At 64.2% G+C, this 16,944-nt stretch carries 14 protein-coding genes; 4 read left to right on the top strand and 10 right to left on the bottom strand.

Features of this window, described 5'->3' with window-relative positions; all coding sequences use genetic code 11:
• Nucleotides 1–69: 69 nt before the first annotated feature.
• From AC07U4_RS09265 to AC07U4_RS09220, 10 genes are all read right to left on the bottom strand, one after another.
• Nucleotides 70–1,854, bottom strand: a complete 1,785-nt coding sequence (locus tag AC07U4_RS09265) for a PAS domain-containing sensor histidine kinase (protein WP_495195229.1) — start codon at nt 1,852–1,854, stop codon at nt 70–72.
• Nucleotides 1,855–1,961: 107 nt separating this feature from the next.
• Entirely contained in the window at nt 1,962–2,942 is a 981-nt protein-coding gene (locus AC07U4_RS09260; RefSeq protein ID WP_495195228.1) for an MFS transporter, read from the bottom strand.
• A gap of 18 nt (nt 2,943–2,960) precedes the next feature.
• Entirely contained in the window at nt 2,961–3,173 is a 213-nt protein-coding gene (locus AC07U4_RS09255) for a hypothetical protein (protein WP_495195227.1), read from the bottom strand.
• Complete coding sequence (locus AC07U4_RS09250) at nt 3,170–3,310, bottom strand: hypothetical protein (protein ID WP_495195226.1); 141 nt, start codon at nt 3,308–3,310, stop codon at nt 3,170–3,172. Before AC07U4_RS09250 ends, AC07U4_RS09255 begins: the two co-directional genes overlap by 4 nt.
• Nucleotides 3,311–3,362: 52 nt before the next feature.
• Nucleotides 3,363–4,064: an adenylate/guanylate cyclase domain-containing protein gene (locus tag AC07U4_RS09245; RefSeq protein ID WP_495195225.1), complete on the bottom strand. Its 702-nt coding sequence runs from the start codon at nt 4,062–4,064 to the stop codon at nt 3,363–3,365.
• A 140-nt stretch (nt 4,065–4,204) separates the two neighbouring features.
• Nucleotides 4,205–5,131 carry a TIR domain-containing protein gene (locus tag AC07U4_RS09240; RefSeq protein ID WP_495195224.1) on the bottom strand — a complete coding sequence of 309 codons (927 nt, stop codon included), beginning with the start codon at nt 5,129–5,131 and terminating at the stop codon, nt 4,205–4,207.
• Nucleotides 5,118–5,825 carry an E2 domain-containing protein gene (locus AC07U4_RS09235; protein WP_495195223.1) on the bottom strand — a complete coding sequence of 236 codons (708 nt, stop codon included), beginning with the start codon at nt 5,823–5,825 and terminating at the stop codon, nt 5,118–5,120. The genes AC07U4_RS09240 and AC07U4_RS09235 overlap by 14 nt, the downstream gene beginning before the upstream one ends.
• A gap of 26 nt (nt 5,826–5,851) precedes the next feature.
• On the bottom strand, nt 5,852–7,405 hold the full coding sequence (locus tag AC07U4_RS09230) for a nucleotidyl cyclase domain-containing protein (protein ID WP_495195222.1): 1,554 nt from the start codon (nt 7,403–7,405) through the stop codon (nt 5,852–5,854).
• Nucleotides 7,406–7,596: 191 nt separating this feature from the next.
• Nucleotides 7,597–8,517: a CPBP family intramembrane glutamic endopeptidase gene (locus tag AC07U4_RS09225; RefSeq protein WP_495195221.1), complete on the bottom strand. Its 921-nt coding sequence runs from the start codon at nt 8,515–8,517 to the stop codon at nt 7,597–7,599.
• Between the two features lie 600 nt (nt 8,518–9,117).
• Nucleotides 9,118–10,212 (bottom strand): SGNH/GDSL hydrolase family protein, encoded by a 1,095-nt coding sequence (locus AC07U4_RS09220; RefSeq protein ID WP_495195220.1) that lies wholly within the window; start codon nt 10,210–10,212, stop codon nt 9,118–9,120.
• Between the two features lie 317 nt (nt 10,213–10,529).
• Here AC07U4_RS09220 and AC07U4_RS09215 point away from each other — a divergent pair, with 317 nt between their 5' ends.
• From AC07U4_RS09215 to AC07U4_RS09200, 4 genes are all read left to right on the top strand, one after another.
• The gene (locus AC07U4_RS09215; RefSeq protein ID WP_495195219.1) at nt 10,530–11,375 is read left to right on the top strand and encodes an alpha/beta hydrolase; all 846 of its coding nucleotides are present in this window, start codon (nt 10,530–10,532) and stop codon (nt 11,373–11,375) included.
• A 467-nt stretch (nt 11,376–11,842) separates the two neighbouring features.
• A complete protein-coding gene (locus tag AC07U4_RS09210) occupies nt 11,843–13,429 on the top strand; it encodes a flavin monoamine oxidase family protein (RefSeq protein ID WP_495195218.1) in 1,587 nt (528 codons plus the stop codon).
• Nucleotides 13,430–13,795: 366 nt separating this feature from the next.
• Nucleotides 13,796–16,375, top strand: a complete 2,580-nt coding sequence (locus AC07U4_RS09205; protein WP_495195217.1) for a TonB-dependent receptor plug domain-containing protein — start codon at nt 13,796–13,798, stop codon at nt 16,373–16,375.
• Between the two features lie 18 nt (nt 16,376–16,393).
• Entirely contained in the window at nt 16,394–16,903 is a 510-nt protein-coding gene (locus AC07U4_RS09200; protein ID WP_495195216.1) for a RidA family protein, read from the top strand.
• Nucleotides 16,904–16,944: the final 41 nt, after the last annotated feature.

Here is a 16,944-nt window from a genome sequence, read left to right as displayed (position 1 = left end):
GTCACCTGGTCAGACCGCGAGGGCAGGTTCCGGACCCGTCGGACTGTAGTCGAGACGCGTCGCTCTCCTTCAGCCCGTTCCATACGACGCGGCCGGGAGGCGAAACCGGAAGAGCGCGCCGCCAAGCGGCGAACCGTTCTGCGCGACCATGCTACCGCCGTGGGCGCTGACGATGGACCGGCAGAGCGCAAGTCCAAGTCCCGTTCCTTCCGCCTTGCTGGAGACGAAGCGCTCGAACACCTCGTTCAGTCGATCGGCTGCGATGCCCGGACCGCTGTCCGATACGGTGCATTCGACATGATCGACGTCGTCGCGAATGCCGACTTCGACTCTTCTCGCGCTGGGCGGGGCCGAGGCAATGGCCTGGAAGGCGTTGATCAGAAGATTGACGATGACCTGCTCGATCTGGGTTCGATCGACGTGGACGATATCGTGCGCTTCGGCGAACGTTGCACTGATCTCGATACGCGCTGATCGCGCCTGCGCCTGAACCAGCTGCAGAGCGCTCCCCATGATGGCGTTGAGCGACACGTCGGACATCACCGGCGTCCGGCCGGACGCCATCTCCCTGACCCGAGCGATGATGCCGCTCGCCCTCTGCGCGTAGGCGACGATCTGTTCCAGAGATCTTCGGGCACGCTCGACGCGGGGCTCGGCCTGATCGAGCCAGCGCAGTCCCGTGGTTCCCGTGGTCGCGATGGCCGAAAGGGGCTGGCTGATCTCATGCGAGATCGATGCCGCGAGCTCCCCGAGGAGAGACAGTCTGGAAGCATGAGCGAATTCCGCATGCAGGCGGTCATATGCCTCCTGGGCTGCAAGGCGATCGTTTATGTTGATCATGCCGACCATCGATCGCCGCTCGCCGCCGTCGGATAGGACGGCGCTCGCGAACAGAACGTTGACGATGCCCCCTTGCAGGGTGTCGAGCTGCGTCTCGAGCTCGCAGCTCGAGCGCAGGATGCCTGCGGCAAGGACCTGAGCGAAGGTATCCGGGCGGCTGCGCCATGCGAAGCCGATCGGCCGACCTGCGAGGTCCTCGGGACTGGAGGCTCCGAGCAGCGCCGCCGCCTGCGCGTTGGCCTCCTCGATGAAGCACGCCTCGCCGATGCTTCTTACCACCTCGTGATGACTCGCGAGGTACGCCGCGATGGCTGGCTTGCGGGGAAGACCGAGACCTCGAAGCCGATCATGCAGGGCATCGCTGTTCACGCGACAGAGCGCGATCGGCATGTGCTGGAACAGGGCGCGGTGGTTCTGCAGTCGGCGCTTCAGAGCCGCGTTCTCCAGCTCGAGCGCTTCGAGCGCAAGCAACGTCTCGTCACGCTCGTGCGGTCCATCGACGATGGTCGCCCCGGACTCTGCCGCCGGCTTGGCGGCGATTTCGCGTGCGACCTCCACGGAATAGGACATGGTCCCGTCGGGATCGTAGAAGCCGGTGAATTCCGCCCGCACCCGGATCGCCTGCCGATCCTCCGTCGCTCGGGTGATCTCGAAGATCGAATTGCGTTCTTCATCGAGAAGCTGAGGCCAGAAGACGGGATCGCTTCGGAGCAGCGCATCGGCATCCTTGCCGAGCGCGTCGACGGCGGGCCAGCCGTAGAGCTTCTCGGCTGCCTCGTTCCACGCCAGGGCGAGCCCTTCGCGGTTCCGTACGATCAGCGCGCCGGCCATCCGGTCGAGGACTTCGTTCGCGCTGAAGCCGCCGACGGGGGGCTCGGACGCCGCTGCTGCGCTTCTGCGCCAGACTTGCCTACCATCCGGCAGCCGCTTCTGGCGCGGCAGCTTGATGACCGCACTGCTGCATGGGAAACCGTTCGGGGCCTTTCTGCACGGCCGTCGGCCGGCCCGCTTCACGAGCGAGGTCGTGGCTAGCCCCAGGAGGCGCGTCGTGTCGCCCCATACCCCGGTATGTAGGCAAGGCGTCCTGCGCGCCACGAACGCCCGATCGGAAGCAACCTCGATCAGGACGAGGCAACACGACCCAGTACGAGACCGATGAGGCTCGTAGCCAGCGCCGTCGCCGCCACTGCATTCCAGCCGAAATGAGCCCACGTCACCGGCGTCAGTAGCGAGAAGACGCTGCCGCCGAGAAAAGTGCCGGTGGAGTAGACGGCATTGAGGCGCATCCGGATGTCGGACCGGAGGCCATACAGCGCCGCCCGCAGCGTGACGTCCGTACCGATCGCCCCGATCCCCACGAGCACCATGCCGGCGACGATGCGGATATAGCTCGACGGCATGAGGAGAAGCGCCATCCATCCTGCAGCGGCAATGCCGAAGGACGCCCGCACCGCCAGCGTGGCGCTCTTCCGGTCGGCAAGTCGCCCGAGAGCCGGCGCGCAGATGACGGCCGTCACGGCCACCAGGGAGAGTTCGCCGATCTGACGCACTTCCAGCTGAAAGGGTGCCTCCTGGAGGTGGAGAGTCAGTCCCACCCAGAGCATGTTGAAGCTGCCGAAGCTGAGCGCCTGGAGCTGCGTCGATCTGCGCAGCAGGCCGGACGTGCGTGCAAGTGCCATCAGCGAGCGCATGAGGCTGCCGTAGGTCTGATCGCTCAATGCCGGGGTGGGAGGCATGGTGCGTCTCATCGCTGCCGCCATGAGGAGCGTGGCGGCGGCGGCAGCGGCGTAGACGTTCCTCCAACCGACGGCGAAGCCGATGATGCCTGATAGCGATCGGCCGAGCATGATGCCTGTCAGGATGCCGGTGGCGAGCAGTCCGGTGATGGCGCCGCGCCTCTCCGGCGCGATCAGCCACGTGGCGTAGGCTGGAAGGAGATACGTGACGATGCCGCACAGGCCGGCGACAATGCTGGCTCCGAAGAACAGGACGTCGTTCCCCGTCCACGCCATGACGAGGAGCGCAAGTGCCTGCACGGCAAGAAGGCGGGTCGCGATCACGCGGTTGTCGATGCGATCGCCGAGCGGAAGCAGCAGGAGCATGCCTCCGGCGAGGCCGACCTACGTCATCGTCGGCGCAAGACCGGCGAGCTCGCGTGGGATGCCGAGATCGCGGGCGATTTCGACGAGAAGCGGCTGGCTGTAGTAGTTGCTGGCGACGCAGACCGCGCACGTGACGCCGATCAGCGAAAGCGCTGCCGACGATAGGCGATCGGGGACGCTTTCGCGTCCCCTGGCTTCCCTGTTCTCTCTGCTGATGGCGGAACTGGTCACGCCTGCGCCTCCAGCTCCACCGGCCGGATCAGGCGGGTGTAGCTGGCTGCCCGGGTGACGTCGATGCCGGGATTGGAGATGCCGTCGTGGGCGATTCCGACCACCTTCCCGCCTTCCACCACCTGTCGGAACTCCACGCCGAGGCTGCTCGCGAGCGATAGCGAGAGACGCCACTCCCGACGCCTGCACTTATTTGATGCTCCGACACCAATTGGATCTGTAGACAAGCTGATCTTCCATCGAAGACCAGATATGCGGCGTCCACATGTCTTGGCGTGGATCACCCCCGTATTTGGCGGAATCGGCCAATCTGTCGTATACGTCTGCGGTGATCCAGGTCGGAGTCGAGCTGCTTTCGTTGCTGAGCTTGGCCGCGTAATTCGCCGCGCGTCCGACCCAGACCAGATCGTTGGCCCCCCGCACGCCGGTCTTTGCGGCCATGACGAGCGAGTGGTCGATCCCGCAGGTATGTGCGATCGTGAAGTCCGCATTTGGATATTGCGCCTCCAGCTTGGGCTGGATGATCTCGTCGCAGGCCCAGTGTATCTGAAGAGCCGCTTTGACGGCGTCGCTGCTCTGTGACGTGCCGAGATAGATCGCCATGATCCTGTCACCATCGTACGCGGTGATGGTACCGCCGCGAGCGCGAATGATGCGCGCGGCGACGAGGAGGAAGGTCTTATAGATCTCCGCTGCGAACTCGCGCTTCCACCCGTCGACGAGCCGGGTCGATGCCGCCAGATCGGCATAGAGCACGGTCGCCTCCAGGGACCGGCCGGTGTTCGAGAGCGTAAGGTCGGTACTGTCGGGCACTACCGTGCCGTTGGTCACCGTCCACGCTTCGCGAAAGATCTTGGCTACGGCGTCTTCGAGGTCGGCTTTGAGAGACAAGAAGAGTGATCCAGTAAGTCGTTGAAGGAGCCTGGGCCTCATGGACGCGCGGTGATCGACCTGCTGATCACGAAGATGGCGCAGCGGTTCCGAAAACCCTGGCTTCGGCCGGACAGGATCGCCCGGCCGAAGGTTTCGGACTAGCCGTTATTCGGGCCGAGCTCGCGCATGTGCTTCCTGAGGCTGGTGCAGGCCGGCGCCATCGCCGCGGCTCCATCGCGGCCCTCTTGAAAGCGATACGTGATCGTGGTCACGCCCGCGAGATCGCTCGGCAACTTCACCTTCTCTCCTCGCGGTTCCATGAGCACGGCACGAGACCTGCCTAGTCGCCCCATGAAGAGCCCGAGTTCGAAGACGACGTTGTCGCGCGGGCTCGGCCATTCGCCGGTCTTCTTCGCGTCGACCGTGATGTCGTCCGGGTGGGCGATGGCGATGGCGAAGTCTGCACGGTCTACCTCGTCCTCGAGCGTCTGCAGCGTGTACCCTGTCGCGCGAAACACACCATCGGTCCACACGACTACCGTGAATTCATCATGGTCGAGGCCGCTTTGGATCTCCTGAGCTATAGAGATGGAACTGACGGATGAGATGATGAAGACCCGTATGCGATCGCGATATGCCCCGATGCCGGCGTTGCGTTGCAGCAGTCTTCGGGCAAGCTCCTTCGCGATCGTCCGATAGATTTCGGGATACTTCGTGCCGAGCTGTGCAAGGTCGTCCTCCGTGAGCTTGGCAGCGATCACCTCGTCAGTTGCAACAACGTCGGCTGAGCGGCGCTGGGTCGGCTGTATCGCCGACATCTCGCCCACATGGTCCCCGGCGGTGCGCTTGGCCTGCGGTCTACCGTTGACGACGATTTCGACGGTTCCAGCCAGCAGAAGGTAGAGGTCGTTGTCGTCCGCATCCTGTTCGATCAGCTTCTCGCCGGCGCCGATCGTCACGAGCTCGGCCTTCTCGCAAATCTCGTTCGCCAGATCGGCATTGCCGCCGACGAGCTTGTTGCTCGAGATCGCGTCCAGTCGCAGTCGCCGTCCAGCTTCTCCGGTCAACCTGTCAATCAATGCCATTTCGTTCCTCGTGAGATGGTGGTGATACCTCGGAATATGGTCGCTGTTCGGCAACCTCGAGATCCCGCAGTGGGCAGACATGCATGGTGCCGCAGCAGCGGCCACCCACGAAGGCGTACCCTTGGGCGAAGGCCGCCTCCGCGGCTCGCCTTTTGATTTCGGCTGCGATCAACTCCTCGATGGCGAGGCGCCGCGGGGATTTCGTTGCGAGCGTCCTCGAGCTGACGTCCGGCGGCGGCAGCGGGCCGGCAAGACGACCGATGCCGAACTCGAGCGCACGCCGGTACCTGCTAGCGAGCCCTGCGCGTTCGGCGGCAGCCTCCGCAGCAAGCTGGTGATGCGCGGCCTCGCCGTGGGACAGCCAACGCCCCGTCGGCCATTGCCCGCGTGCGTCGGCATACTGTTGGCAGAGAAGATACGATCGGAGCTTGGCCCAGAAGTCGTCGATCCCGTCGGCGGTGCAGCCGAATGGTTCCAGCCCGAGGCAGAAGCTGCCATCGAAGTTGACGTGCCGTTCCGGGCAGCGCCGAGGCAGCTGTGTGCCCGGCACGGCCTCCGCGACCGACAGCCGATCGGACGCGCTGACCCGCAGATGGTAGAGCCTGCCCGGCCGGCCGCTGGGGTGCGGCGGCTGTGCAGCGAGGAGAATGTCGTCCCCATCAGGTTCGAACGTCGCCCAGTCTGGCGCTAGCATGGCGGCGAGGAGGAGGAACGTCCTGCTCAGAGACCACCATAGGAGCGGTTAACAGCCACGGGCACTTCGGCCTGTGCGACCGCGTCGGCCGCCGGCTGCGACTGAAGGACAACCGTGTCGAAGTCGAGCTGTCTCGACTTCCCGTCGATCGGAAACAGGCGACGCGTGTCGGGCGAGGCAAGCGCGTAAGCCCGATCTCCTATTTTCGTTTCGGTACCAGAACAGATTGCCTGGCACTCCTCGGACGAAAGCGTCGCATGACTGGTAGCGACACGGACCGACCGGTCGCCGCGGATACCGATGCGGCTGACTGGCGTGGGCCCGACCTCGAAGCCGATCGCGAGCCCGAGACGCCGCGCCGTGGGGAGCATCTCGACGCATAGATCGAACGATGATCGGAGAGCGCCGACACATGCCGTGGCCCGCTCGACGCTAATGCGTTCGTCGGTACGCTGATCGTCGCCGACAGCGATCAGCCCGTGAATGCAGTCTCCGATGAAGCGCACCTTCCGGCCATCGAAGTCTTCCTGCAGCACTGCGTTGAGCTCGCCTCGAATAACGTGCAGATCGCGCACGGCATCCGCAGTGCCGCCGCTCGCCATCGCGGCGTCGACGTAGGCGGTGTATCCGTCCAGGTCGGCGAAGATCGACACCAGCGGCATGCGGATGCTGCGAGCGGGGCTGAGCTTGGAGTAGTCGATCGAGCGCAGCGGCGGTCGATGGTGATGGAAGACGAAGCCCGCCATGCCGATGGTCGTGTCACGGTGGGTCCGCATCGCAGTGCGAAGATCTTCGGCCCGACGGTCGATGCGCTCGGCGTTCAGCGTACCTACGCCAAGTGATGCGACCTCCCATTCGCTGGCCTTGCTGGCACGCTCGGCGACCATGCCTCCCACCTGCCGCAGCCCGAACAAGGCCCGCACGCGATCCGACGGATAGATCCCTGGCGTGGTACCCTCTGCGAGCTTGGCGGCGTAGTTTGCGGCCCCGCCGATGAACAGCGGCTCCCTCTCGTCCTTCCGACCGGAGTCGATGGCAACGCACCGCCCGATGTCGATGCCGATCCGGAACTCCGGACGCGTCTGTCCGCGCAAAATGTCGCGGCTGGCAGCCTCGGACAGCGCGATCGTTTCGCGAGCGAGCTGCAGCGCACGGGACACGGCGTCGCGGACGTTCGTCTGATCGCGAGGATTGTCGATCGTCACCACGGCATGCATCCGAGGACCATGGTAGTCTACGCGCTGCGCGCCTACGCCATCCGATGCCCTGTCCAGTGCCGCGTAGTGCAGGTGCAGGAAGGAGAGCGCTCTTGCGTGGCTCGCCTCGGTCTCCGCGCCGGCATCACGCCGCATGGCATCATAGTTGATCACGTTGATGTATAGCTGGACCGTGTCGGTAAGGACGGCGTCGCCTGGCTTGAGGTCCCTGACCACAGGCGGAGTTTCCGCTTCGCCCATCTTCGCGCGAATCTCGCGGAGGCGGGGCAGGTACTCCTCTTCGAAAAGCTGGACTCGCATCTGCGGGGAAGACGCGATCGACGCTGCTATCCGGTTGCGGGCACGCGAGTGACTCCAGCTCACGCTGAACCTCTTTCTATCTGTTGGCGCTAGCCTTCGGGAGAACCCAGTGCTCACCCGCTTCCAGACGGCGAATACCACGGCCGCAATAGCTGGTGGAACAAAATGGCACCGGATCGACCACGATAGTCGTTGACACGCGTCCGAACATGCCGGCCGACACCGTACCCTTAGATGCTCAAGACCGAAGCGATCTACATCGTCGAAGCGCTACGAGGCGCTGTGCCGGCGTTCGATGCAAAGTGCCTTCCCCGTCTTGCGAGTACCAGCGTGCCTGCGAATACAAACAAGCCAATGCAGACCGCAGGTGCGGACGCCTCCGGCCCGAAAGAGCCGCCTGTCAGGACCCGTGATGCCCCCGTGACGGGTTCGCTGACAAGGAGACTGCCTGTGCTACCTATGCCGGAGACGCGCGCGCCGAAGACGGATCCCTGAACGAAGTTCCAGCCCGCGTGTGCGCCCACCGACATCCAGATGCGGCCTGTCAGGATATAGAAGCTGGCGAGCATCAATCCCGCCTCGACGGCGATGGCTAACGAGGAATAGAAGGTTGCATGATCGTTGCCGAGGTGGGCGGCGCTGAACACCGCGGCCGACACGATCAGTCCTGCCGTCATGCCGAAGGCACGAACAAGAAGACGGAAAATGACCAGCCGGGCCAGTAGCTCCTCGAGGAACCCTGTGCCTAGAGCTTCGCGAATGTCGTGCGCGCAGTCCGTCCAATGGCCCGGCTGTATGGCGTACCACCCAGCCAGCCACAGAGACAGGATTACCATAAGCATAGCTGCCGAGCCGATGACGATGCCCGTGACGAGCTCGGTAGGATGGAAGGACAGCTGCAGCTCCGTCGCCGGCCGGCGCTCGCCCCATCGAACGAGACCGGCATAGGTGAGATAGGCGAGAATCGTACAGACGAATGCCATAGCCAGAAGCAGGGCCGGATTGGCATTGATCGACCGGACTATCGTCTGAAGCGATATGACGAAGGCGATGATCGCGAGGCAGAGCAGCATCCAGGTGAGCGAGCGGAGCCAGACCAGCTTGCCTTCCTTGAGAACGCCACACATCGCGCGATACGAAGGTACCTCAGTAGGCTGAAGGTGTTCTTCGGTCACAGTCTTACCGTCCTCATATCCGCGGGCCGCGAAGGGAAGCGGAGCGGATGACGACGGCGATTAGATCGCGCCATACATGATCACGAACGGGGTAGTTCAACCATCGTATGCCTTACGGGACGACGTCGATGACGTCAGGCGGAGAGCTAGGTCTGCGACGCACAAGTCGATGCTAATGTTGCGGAACGGGTTCGCCAGGCAGCCGCATCACCTTGGTCGGCAAGACGGTTAAGTGGTCTTGAGCTGCGAACGATGCATTCTTAAGTGGCGCCGTCGACAGCCTCGCCCTCGGGAAAGGGCGGCCACGCCATGCAAGCGTTAAGTGGTTTCCGCATTTCTTCGCTGCACCGTCGTGCAGTCACCTGTCGCGCGGTGATCTGGCCATCCGGTCGCGTGCGATCTCCTCTTCTACTACGGTCTTGTACGGCGTGTGCTGGCCATTCTGCGCTGCTGGAACGACCCGGCATGATAGCCGCCGTGTGCGACAACCGCTGCCGTCCAGACGGACGGACACCACGTGATATCTCGCGGACTGCGTCAGAAGCCGGGATTCAAGCTTCGATCATCGTCGAGAGCGGCATCGCAGCGGTACGCGCCACGTCAGCCGCCCCACGCGCCTATCTGCGTGTCGATCGCTCCGGCGATCCGTTCAGCGATGACCTTCTGATCCGCCAACGACGGGTGTGAGTTGCAACCGGTGAATGACAGGCCATTCACAGGGACGTAGGCGAGCCGCTGCTCGCCGGACGAGCGCAATAGATGGACGACCTTCGTGACTTCCGCCTCGATCTCGCCGTCGGCGAGGTCCGTCGCCCATAGCACGATCAGCGCGTTTGGATTTCGCGCGCGAAGCGACTGCACAAAGCTCACATATCTCGCCTCGTAATTCGCATGAAGCGTCGCGCGCGTGGCCCATGTCTCGCCGGTATGAAGCGGCGTGGTGAAGTCGTTGGTACCCAGCGCAACGACGATCACTTGCGGGTGCCATTGGGGCTCGGCCGCGCGCGATCGGCGATCGAACATCGCATAGGGATAGGCGTCGGGCAGCGTATCCGCCGCAAAGCCGTTGTAATTGCGGACGACGCCCCGCCCGGAGATCGCGTTGATCTCGTAATCCGCTCCGTAGCGGCGTGCCAGGAGCGCACCGAAGCCGCGCGACGTGTCGGTGGTCCTCCAGACGTCATCCTGCGTGCATTCGCGCGTGGCTGACGTCACCCCGTAGCCGACCGTATGGGAGTCGCCGATGAATTCGATCTGGCGGGCGCGGCGCGGCGGCGATGTCGCCACCGGGCGCTGGGCAGCGTAGAACGGTCCCAATGCCGTCGGCCCGGCCTGGCTTTCCGAAGCGACCTCGACACGCAGTTCATGCCGGCCGCGAGGAAGTCCGTCGATACGGTACAAACCTGGTGCGGGCCTCACAAGCGTATCGATCATCCGCCCGTCGACGAGGATGTGCAGCCCGACTTCGCCCGGACCGATCTTGAAGAAGGCTGCCGCCCCTTCGAAGACAGTCTCGAAATAGCTGCCCGGCCACTGCCGGACGAATTCGTCGCCCTTCCGCTCGACGCGTCCATGAACCTGTACCGGCAAGATCGACAGATGCGCCGGGAGCACCTCGACACGCTCGACCTGACGCGCCGCAGCAAATCCGACGGGCGCGATCGCCATCGTCAGCGCCGTCGCGATCCCGGTCACCAGCCTGTGCTTCCTCACCTTACTCTCCCGACGTGTCGCCGCTGCCTATCACGGCTTCCGGCCTGCGCCAGAACGCCCCCATGCGATAGGCAGGATCGCCAGACATCGTTCGCCCGCTGCCAAACCGGAAAACCGTCTGTCGAACATGCGGTGATCCCGTCACCATTTCAGTCGAGACCAAGGTCGCAATGGCTACTTGGGGTCAGCGGCATCAGTGTCGGCCCGATGTGCCCGTCCAGAGCGGCTTCCCGTCTTTCAGGCTCGTGGGACGTTCACCAAGAGGACCCTGCCCAGTGCCATGCCCGCGCCACCTCCTTGTGCTCTTCCTCGCGCTGGCGTGTCCGGTGAGCGCCGCGACGGATGCAGACACCGCCGCCATTCCGATATGGCCCAAGGCCGCGCCGGGTTCGGAGCGACGTGCCGCCGAACCCGAGCAACTGGAAGCCGGAGCCTATGTCCATAACGTCCACCTCCCGTCGCTGACGGTCTCCCGCCCCGATGCCCGGCGCGCCAACGGCGCCGCCATCATCGTCGTGCCCGGTGGCGGTCATCGGATGCTGGTCTTCCAGAACGAGGGCATGGTTCCAGCCCGGGCGCTGAACCGCTACGGTATCACGACCTTCGTCCTCAAATACCGGCTCGCGCGCGAAGCCGGCTCCACCTATACGATCGAGGGCGATGCCGTTGCGGATGCCAGGCGCGCGATCCGATGGGTCCGCGCCCACGCCAAAGATTATGGTGTCGACCCGCACAGGATTGGCATCATGGGCTTTTCCGCCGGCGGGGAACTGGTGTCACTGCTCGCCGACAATCCTCAGCCAGGCGCGCCGGCACCGGCCGATGCGGTCGACCGCCAGAGCGGCCGGCCCGATTTCCAGATCCTGATCTATCCCGGACCGCTCGGTATACCGGCACGATCCGCAGCAGGTGCGCCACCCGCCTTCATCGCTGCCGGTACCCTTGATCGCTGCTGCGCGCCGCCGGCGCTCACGCTCTACACCCAGCTTCGCGAGGCCGGCGTCTCCGCCGAACTCCACATGTTCGCCAGCACGGACCATGGTTTCAACGTCGCCGTGCACAACGATCGTATCTCGATACAGCATTGGCCCGATCGTCTGGCCGACTGGCTGAGCGACGAGGGATGGCTGAACGCAGGCCACTGATCGTTCGTGGGGCATCCCGGTCGGCGATCTGTGTCGGAGGGCAATGACGTATTCCCTCAGCGCTTCCGGACGGATCGGCGACGGCTCTCTGCGTGCACGAAATTCCGCCCGAGCGGCCCGCATCATTCCGCGTAAGAGCCGCCGCCCTCGCCGAGCCGCTCTGCACCTTCGCGTAAGCTTCATCATAGCCGCGCTCCGTGCCGCCCTACCCCCCAGCGAGCACGATCCCACCGACGACGGTTTCGTGACACACGAGTGACAAACTTGTTGCAGCGCAAGAAAATCTTTGGTTTACTCCGAATCGTACACAGCACCGGTAGCTAATAGCCTGATTGTTTCGCGTATCGCCGTGAACGCGCACAAGCGTTGCGAGCATTGGAGCGGGATGTCTGGGGTGTCTGCCGCCGACGGGGCGGGGTTCGCAGCATGCTGCGACCAGGGGGACGCTCTTCATGGTAACACGCAGAATGATTCTGACCCGGCTGGGTATGGCCGGGGGATTGGGCGCGACGTTCGGCGCCATGCAGGCATTGGGGCTCGCCGGCACCGCGCAGGCACAGGACATGAGCGGCCTCGTACCGACGCTGGGACGCGGGCGGCACGTCGTGGTGCTGGGCGCCGGCATCGCCGGCCTGACCTCCGCCTACGAACTCGAACAGGCCGGTTTCCTCGTCACGTTGCTCGAAGCACGCAAACGGGTCGGCGGACGGGCCTGGACGGTGCGCGACGGCGACAAAATCGAGATGAACGGCGAGGAGACGCAAACCGCCAAATTCTCGGACGGCGTCTATTTCAACGCCGGACCGGCGCGTATCCCCAGTTTTCACCAGGGACTGCTCGGCTACGCCAAGAAGTTCGGCGTGCCGCTCGAAGTCGAGGTCAATTCCAGCCGCTCCGCCTATGTCATGGCGGACGACGGATCCAAGATCCGCATGCGGACCGCGATCAACGATATGCGCGGCCGGATCGCCGAACTGCTCGCGAAGGCGATCCGCAAGGGGTCGCTCGACACCGAACTGACCGCAGTCGACCGCGAGAAGCTGCTGCCGTTCATCAAGGCCTATGGTGACCTCGGCGAGGATGGGTCGTTCGCGGGAACCGAACGCTCCGGCTTCGGCTCGGCGCCCGGCGCGGGCGTTACCTTCGCCTCGCCGTCGACGGCGATGCCGCTCGACCAGCTGCTGGCCAATCAGCGGCTGCCGATGACGCTGTTCGAAGACAATCTCTATATGCAGGCGACGATGTTCGAGCCGGTCGGCGGTATGGACCGGATCCATGCGGCGATGGACAATGCGCTGCGGCGTCCGGCGTTGCGCGGCGCCGAGGTCACGCGCATCCGCCAGCGCAGCGGCGATGTCGAGGTGGTCTATCGCGACACCGCGAGCGGCGCGGTCGAAACGGTCGTGGCGGACTATCTGATCTGCACCATCCCCTTCCCGGTGCTCGCCAAGATCGACACCAACTTCTCGACCAAGCTCAAGACGACGATCGCCAACGTCCAATATGATTATTCGAACAAGGTCGCATTCGAAAGTCCGCGCTTCTGGGAGCGCGAGCAGATCTACGGCGGCATCTCGTTCGTCGGCGGGCCGACGACGCTGATCTGGTATCCGTCCGCCGGGTTGCACAGCGAACGCGGCATGCTGCTCGGCTGCTATTCCTCCGGGCCGACCGCAGCGGAGTTCCAGAAGCGGCCGATCGCCGAACAGATCGCCTTCTCCCGCGGCGTCATCGACAAGCTCCATCCCGGGCATGGCGCCGATCTGGTCAACGGCCTCGCGGTCAATTGGCACAAGATTCCCTATAGTCTCGGGCCGTGGCCGGACTGGAATGCGGGCAGCGCCAACGGCCGACAGGAAGGCCATATCGACACCGCCGCATTCCGCCTGCTGCAGGCACCGGAGGGGCGGGTCTATTTCGCCAGCGCTGCGCTCAGCCAGACGCCGGGCTGGCAGGAGGGCGGCATCCAGTCGGCGCGGGCGCAGGTGCTTGCGCTTGCCCGCCGCGTGACCGCGGAGGCGCTCGTCACCCCAGCCGGTCGGCGCGCGGCATGACGGTCGTCGCCCCGGCGCCGGCTTTCGCGGCGCTCCACTGTGCGGGCGAGCCCTTCGAGGGTGGACACGATTACCGCGCGACCGCCAGGTAAATGCCGATCCGCGGCATCGCCGCGGCGTTTCCTGACCTCACGACCAAAGCTTTGTGGTGAAAATGCATCACATTCGTCCTGTTGAACTACAGAATTAATCGAACATGACGAATCTGTTGCAAACATCAGATAAATGTAAAAACTGAACGAGTTAGCAAATCGACCGCTAAATATCCCGGAACAATGGTTCCGGGAGCGGGGTAACGCGTGCCTAGATCAAATATTATCGGGATGAGGATGGCGAGGCTGACCTGAAAACATTTGGGGGCTGACCATGAGTTTCTATATCGGAACGTCACGTGCCGCGATCGCGGCCATGCTCTTCATCGCTCACGCGACGGCAGCGAACGGTCAAACGCTGACCCCGATCGCGACGCCGGTCGAACCGACGCCGTCGCCGCTCGCCGACGGCGAACCGCAGCAGGACAATAGCGACATCATCGTCACCGGCACGCGCGCCGGCGGCATCACCGCCGCGGAAAGCGCCGCGCCGATCAAGGTGCTCGATGCCGATGCGCTGAGCCATGTCGGCCAGCCCAACCTCAACCAGGTGCTCACCCAGCTGGTGCCGTCGTTCACCGCGCAGGCGTTCGGCGGCGACACCGCCAATCTCACGCTGTCGGCGCGGCTGCGCGGACTCAGCCCCAACCACACGTTGGTGCTGGTCAACGGCAAGCGCCGACACGGCACGTCGAACCTCGCCGTGCTCGGCGGCCCATATCAGGGCGCCGCGACCGCCGACCTCGACCTGATTAGCCCGTCATCGATCAAGCGGATCGAGGTGCTGGAGGACGGTGCCGCCGCGCAATATGGCTCGGATGCGATCGCCGGCGTCATCAACATCATCCTCAAGGACGACAAGGAAGGGGGCGATGGTTATGTCACCGCCGGCAAGAACTACGACGTCGGCGGCGAGACCTATGCCGGCACCTTGCACGTCGCCACCAAGATCGGCGACTCCGGCTACCTCAACATCACCGCCTTCCATCGCTTCCACGACTTCACCCAGATCGGCGGTCTCGATCGCCGCGTCACCGATCGCAACGGCAACCTGCTCACCAGCACCTCCAGCCCGTCGCTGAGCGCGATCCAGCAGCAGCTCTACCCGGGGATGGACCGCTTCCCCTATGTCAACCGCATCAACGGCGACGCCCAATCGCGGCTGACCAACCTGCAATACAACACCGCCTATGATTTCGGCGGCGGCGAGATCTACAGCTTCGGCACCTATTCGAAGCGGATCGCCAGCGCCTATGAGAACGTGCGCGTGCCGACGCGCGTGTCGCGCACCGTCGCCGGAGTGACGACCTATTTCGACCCCGAGGGCGACACGCCGGTCAACGGCTTCAGCCCGCGCGAGAAGATCCGCGAGGACGATATGGCGTTCACCGGCGGCATCCGCGGCATGGTGGACGGCTTCCATTATGATCTGTCGACGACCTTCGGCCAGGACAAGAACGCGATCTACACCGTCGATTCCGCCAATGCCTCGCTCTATGCCGACACCGGCTTCACGCCGACCAGCTTCTACGACGGCTTCTTCAAATCGACCGAATTCACCGTCAACGCCGACATCACGCACGAGATCGACGCCGGCCTCGCCACCCCGATCAATCTCGCCTTCGGCGGGGAATATCGCAAGAACGTCTACCAGATCGGCTCGGGCGATCCGGCGTCGATCTACAAGGAGGGCGGTCAATCCTATCCTGGCTTCCGCCCGTCGGACGCCGGCGTCAACGGACGCGAATCCGCTGCGGGCTATGTCGATATCGCAGCCAATCCGATCGACGGCCTCAAGCTCGACGTCGCCGGTCGCTACGAACATTATTCCGATTTCGGCAGCAAGTTCATCTACAAGGGCACCGGTCGCTACGACTTTTCGCCGGCCTTCGCGCTCCGCGGCACCTTCTCGACCGGGTTCCGCGCACCCACGCTCGCCGAATCCTATTATTCGGCGACCAACGTCTCGCCGACCGCCGCCTTCGTGCAACTGCCCGCCAATTCGGCGGCGGCCAAGCTGATCGGCTTCCAGAACCTCAAGCCGGAGAAATCGACCAATTACTCGCTCGGCACGGTCATCCGTCCCGTCGACCGGCTGACCATCACGCTCGACGCCTATCAGGTGAAGATCCGCGACCGCATCCTGGGTACCGGTTCGATCTACGGCAGCGGCGGTGCGGTCAACTTCCCGATCGTGACCCAGGCGATCATCGCCAACGGCAACGTGCTCGATCCGACCGTCAGCCAGACCGGCATCAACATCTTCACCAACGGCGCCAACACCCGCACCCGCGGCGTCGATCTGGTGGTGAGCTACGCCACCGATTTCGGGGATTACGGCAAGGCGAACTGGACGGTGTCGGGCAATTACAACGAAACGAAGCTCACCCGGCTGATCGCCGCCCCCGCCGCGCTGACCAATCCTGCCACCGGCACGGCCATTCCGCTGTTCGACGCCGGCGCGCAGAGCAACATCGAAACCGCGTCGCCCAAGGTGAAGGTGATCACCTCGGTCCTCTACTCGATCGACAAATTCTCGGCGACGCTGCGCGGCACGGTCTATGGCAAGAGCTCGGCCAAGCTGACCCCCGATGGCGGCACCTATTACGAACAGACGATCGGCACCGCGTTCATCGGCGATATCGAATTGAACTACGACATCACGCCCGATCTGGGCCTGGCGCTGGGTGCCAACAACGTCTTCAACAAGCGGCCGCCGACCGTGCCGCTGGTCCCCGGCACCACCAATGCGACGCTGGTGAACGGTGGCAACGTCCTCGACGCGCCGCTGACCTTCAGCCCCTACGGCATCAACGGCGGCTATTATTACGCGCGCCTCAACGTATCGTTCTGACACGAGGATCATGGGAGAATGGCTTTGAAGACGCGCATCATGGGGGCCGCGTTCGCCGCGGCCGCCCTCCTGACCACGCCAACGGCGGCGCAGACCGTCGTCAAACACGCCAGCACGCCGGCGGGGCTGATCCTGCAATCGGTGACGGTGAAGCCCGGCGCGACCACGCTGTACCTCAGCGGCCAGTTGGCCGCACCGCTCGACCCCACGAAGAAGGTGCCGCCCGCCCAACTCACCATCGCCGACTTCGGCGACACCAGGACGCAGACGCTGAGCGTACTCGGCAAGATCAAGGCGATCCTGGCCGAACATGGCTTTGCGATGCGCGACATCGTCAAGCTCACCGTCTTCGTCGCCGGCGATCCCAAATTGGGTGGCAAAATGGATTTCGCCGGCATGAACGATGGCTTCAAACAATATTTCGGGACCGCGGAGAACCCGACCACCGTCGCGCGCTCGACGATCCAGGTCGCGGCTTTGGCAGGGCCGGCCTATCTCGTCGAAATAGAAGCAACGGCGGCGAAGTGAACACTGCCGCACATGCCGACGAGTGACACGACAAAGCCAAC

This window comes from Sphingomonas sp. GW821-FHT02B09 (genome assembly GCF_059421875.1).
This window is presented reverse-complemented; position numbering and strand designations above follow the sequence as displayed.